General features: G+C 32.0%; 3 protein-coding genes and 1 pseudogene. All 4 read right to left on the bottom strand.

Annotated features, from left to right (window positions below; all coding sequences use genetic code 11):
• Window positions 1-121: 121 nt before the first annotated feature.
• Complete coding sequence (locus tag CN514_RS20120) at window positions 122-811, bottom strand: DUF2711 family protein (protein WP_098234114.1); 690 nt, start codon at window positions 809-811, stop codon at window positions 122-124.
• A gap of 581 nt (window positions 812-1392) precedes the next feature.
• The gene (locus CN514_RS20115) at window positions 1393-2577 is read right to left on the bottom strand and encodes an IS3 family transposase (protein ID WP_176525995.1); all 1185 of its coding nucleotides are present in this window, start codon (window positions 2575-2577) and stop codon (window positions 1393-1395) included.
• Window positions 2578-2710: 133 nt separating this feature from the next.
• Window positions 2711-3286: a suppressor of fused domain protein gene (locus CN514_RS20110; protein ID WP_098234112.1), complete on the bottom strand. Its 576-nt coding sequence runs from the start codon at window positions 3284-3286 to the stop codon at window positions 2711-2713.
• A gap of 204 nt (window positions 3287-3490) precedes the next feature.
• A pseudogene (locus CN514_RS20105) lies at window positions 3491-4342 on the bottom strand (NADP-dependent oxidoreductase); the annotation flags it as partial.
• Window positions 4343-4694 lie beyond the last annotated feature (352 nt).

The following is a 4694-nucleotide window of genomic DNA, read 5'->3' as shown; positions in this document are numbered from 1 at the left end:
CACTTAAACTAAACTGCCATTTAGTTCCACAAAAAAATCGGCTAAAGAGCCGATCATGTTGTTCAACTAAAGCAAGCGTTAGTTGCATAACATCTAATAAAAAAAGAGTTCCCACACAACTCTAATAGATATTTGACCAATACCAATCGATATATGTTTTGTCGTCACATACTATAGCTTCCCAGCCTATCTTTTTAACAATATCTTCAATTTTTTCATCACGGGCCATAAATACCGTAATAAAAGTATCAAACACACTCATAAATGCAAAATCCATATTTTCATCTGATATTATTACCTCTTTTAAAGATAATTTACTGTTATCTAAAGACATAAGTTTTTCAATCTCTAAAGTACCACTTTCGTCCAATATCGGATTAGAGTATCTAAAATATTTAGCTCCTTTAGATTCTAAAACTTTTTTTATGTCTTTAATTAATAATAGTGAAATTTCATCCTCATCCGGATAAAAACAATTTTGTTTTAAATTTGAGTTTAATTTCTGGGCTAAATCTTCTCTTGCATATTGTTCCTTTAATGCACTAATTGATGTTTGTAATGCAATCGCTAATTCACTAAAATTGGTTAAATCACATTCTTGCATTATACTCATCCAACTAACTTGTTTACCAAGTTTTAAGATTTCTTCATCACTTGGATATATATGTTCAAACTCGTTATTTCTTTTATTCTTCTCCCAACCCAAAGGCATTTGGATAAAAGGGGGAAATAATATGGCTGCGGATTTAAAACTATTTGGCAGTTGGTTTAATATAGGAGATTTGTCATCTAACCATATGTAATTTAACATCTACAAACTCCTTTTCACTAATTTTTCACTACAAAAGAGTGTACCTTAATTTAAAGTTATATTTTGGATTGTAACCGAGATTATGCAACTAACGCACTACGTTAGTTGCATAAGATCATTGTCTCAAAAATCTTTTTAATCACCTGCAATAGTAATTTTATCAAATTCCTTATTACGTAAAATTATTACTAATTCATCTATTTCATTTTTATATTTATCAGCTATAAACTCCTTAATAGATAAAAGTTTTTTTATTAATTCATCAATTTGACTTCTATTTAAGGTAACTACCGAATCAGCACCATAATATACTTTTATTTTACTGAGAATACCCCATTCTCCTGGATGTATGTTTCCGTAAAATATTTGGTTATGTAAACCTTCACTTATTTCTGCAAGAAAATGTTCTTCCTTCTTTTTATCATAATAATATATATCTAACCCCTTTTAATTCACTCCCATCAACTTATAACACTCATAATTTTATCATTTATTATTCAACTAATCTGCCATTTAGTGCAATAAAAAAGACCGCCGAATGGACTTACCCCTGTCAAGTAGATACATTTAAATAAGACCGACTAAGCAGCCGTTGTTAACCTGTATTTTACAGGGGAACAACGGTTGAGTCGTTTTTGTGACCGTTCATTATTATAGAAGTGGATATACTCTTCAATCGCTTGAATAGGTTCCTGTTCTGAATTAAAATTAGATAAATACACCATTTCACATTTGAAGTGTGAGAAGAATGATTCAACACAAGCGTTGTCTAGACAGTTTCCTTTGCGAGAGTGGCTGCCTAACATATTATTCTTTTCTAAGAACTGGCTGTATTTTGTAGACGTGTACTGGAATCCCTGATCTGAATGCAGGATACTTCCATGCACGTTTCTTTTTTTACATAAATCACTAACTGTTTCGATGACTAATTTAATATCATTTCGATCTGAACATTTCCAAGATACAACTTCATTATTATAAAGATCCTGAATAACTGAAAGGTAATAAAACTTGTTTCCTACCTTGATAAAAGTAATATCTGTCCCAAAAGCTATATTTGGCATTTGTGTTTTAAACTGGCGATTTAAGAGATTAAGATAAACATTCGATTCATCTCTCCCGAAATATTTTCTTTTCTTTCGAATGACTGATTTGATCTCTAGTTCCTTCATTAATCTATATACTTTTTTATGGTTTACAACTAAACCTTCTTCTCTCAAACGGTCAGTTATTCTTGGATAGCCATAATACGGACGTATTGAATGGATCGCGTGAATGTGTGATTTTACAGCTTCTTCTTTATTTTTATTGGATTGTTGATTCTCGGCTGATTTTCTCCATTTATAGAAACCAGATCTTGATACTTCAGCGATTTTAACAAGCATAGTGATAGGATATTTAACTTTCATCTCTTCAATAATTTCGAATCTACTTTCTTTAGGAGTTTTCCCTCCTTGATCTAGATTTTGATATCGCTTTTTTAGAAAGGCTACCTGTGCTTTCAAATAATCTCTTTCTTCCTCAATACTTACAAATTTTGTTCTTTGAAACCCATTAAAACGATGGTTAGTATGTTTACCCCGTTTATCTTCAAAAGATCTACCTTCTCTGTATCGATTTACCCAATCTTTAAGTGGAGTAGGACTACTCATTCCAACTTCAAGGGCAACTGTTTTATAACTTTTATCTCCTTCAAGATATAGTTTTACGGCTCTTAGTTTAAAATCCTCAGAATATTTTTTAGACGTACGATTAATTTTAGACAAAATAAAATCCCCCAATAGTAGACTACCTATCCTTATTATCGGATGGTCTTTTTTGTGTGTCTACTATAAGGGGATAATATCACGAAGCAGTCGAACCTTGTTAAACTAATGCACACGTTAGTTAAATAAGGAATTAAATTATTGAATTTCGCTCTAAGTCAAATACATTGATTTGTTTCACTTCGAATAATTCTTCTAAAGTATCAACTCCGAATTTATCTGCATAACATTTTTCTTCTTCTGAGATTGGAATAATCATTAACCATGTAACTTGTTTTTTCTCGAAATTTACTGTTTTAAGTTTATCTGCCCATAAAAATGGACTAATAAATAAAATATGTTTCATAGAACTATTTGGCATATACATATTAACTACATCTTTATAGATTGCACCAGGATGGCATTCAAATTTGGAATTAATTATATTAAACGCACATGTACTTAGTATGTTAGGAAAACATTCAAAATCACTTGCACCTACCAATTCAACTCTTAATGGTTTTTCATTGTTTTCATCACCAATGGAAAATTCTGAAAGACCTATTGTAGAGAATGAAAATATATCATCGGCTAATTGAATGTCTTTAGATGAAAGAATATCAATTGAACTTTCATTATTTTCATCCCAATATTTAAAAACTTTAGGACTACCTCCAAATGCTTTCAGTGCCAATTGAGCAATTTGTTTGTTTTCTATTGATACGCTCACTAAAATTCCCCAATTCTTAATGTGTTTTTTTCCATTTTATCACATATTCTTATTGAACTAATCTGCCATTTAGTGCAATAAAAAAGAGTCACCGAAGTAACTCTTGATCTTCAACTAATGCACCCGTTAGTTCTATAAGCAACCTCGATAAGTTAAAAAAACAAACACTTTCTACCTAAGGAAAGGTTTGTTAGATAAGACTAATTATTTTAATTTAAGTACTATTTTTCCTTTTGCTCTTCCCGCCTCTGCATACTCCAATGCTTTTTGGGCCTCTTCGAAAATAAAAACTTTATCAAGTGTAGGCTTAATCACTTCTGACTCTAACATTTTTGTTAAAATTTTCAACTGCTCTCCACTATGCTTCATAAAAAGAAACGTGTATTGGACATTATGTTTTTTTTCTAGCTTCGTAAGTTTATAACTTGCAATTGAAAATAAGGTTTTTTTAAATGAGCTAGATCCATTTTCTTTAGCAAAGCGACCATTCGGGATTCCAGATATAGAAACAATCTTTCCTCCTTTTTTTAATGTTACAAATGATCTCTCTAACGTCGCCCCCCCAATGGTATCAAGAACTGCGTTGTAGTCACGAATCGAATGTTCGAACTTTTCTGTCTTGTAATTAATAACTTCGTCAGCGCCAAGAGATTTTACTAAATCACTACCATTACTAGCTGTAGTTGCGACAAAAGCACCCATATGTTTTGCAAGTTGGATAGCAAATGTTCCTACTCCCCCTGATCCTGCATGTATTAATATTTTATGCCCTTTTTCAATTCGCAGAATATCATGTAAAGCTTGGTAGGATGTCAATCCGACTAGAGGGATGGAGGCGGCTTCTTCAAAACTTAAATTTTTAGGTTTTAATGCAATATCTTCTTGGTTAACAGAGAGATATTCAGTAAAAGTTCCCATTTTATTTGCTCTAGGTCGACCATATACCTCATCACCGACTTTAAACTTCGTGACACTAGTACCTACTTCAACAATTTTTCCAGAAAAATCATTTCCTAAAATTAACGGCATCTTGTATTTCAATAATAATTTTAGTTCCAACTAATCCAATTCGATTTAATCATCAACACTTCTGAAATAGTACACCTTTCGTGTCTCAATTCTTCCGTTTCAATAAGTCGGTGCCTCCCGTAGGAGGTAAACCTCTTTTAGTCTTACGAGAACCTTATTAACCGATAAAGATTTGCCTTGCATGATTAAATGATTCTTCATTAGTCTAGTGGCTATCCCTCTATGTTGATTAGATACTTCATTGGTACTGTGCCACCACTTTCACTGATATAAAGATAAGTTATACAGCAGCTACTCTCACTACCACTTTCCTTATCAACGTTTCTTTGGGAGTAAGCCATCCACGTTATCAGCTTACAATGTTGAATTATATCTATTA

The sequence above is a fragment of the Bacillus sp. AFS001701 genome, assembly GCF_002559405.1.
Taxonomy (GTDB): Bacteria; Bacillota; Bacilli; order Bacillales; family Bacillaceae_G; genus Gottfriedia.
Note: the sequence above shows the minus strand (reverse complement) of the source record. Positions and strands in the feature narration are given on the sequence as shown.

Excerpts from the sequence above, each read along its gene's own strand:
- CN514_RS20120 (WP_098234114.1), bottom strand. The coding sequence starts at position 811 with ATGTTAAATTACATATGGTTAGATGACAAATCTCCTATATTAAACCAA.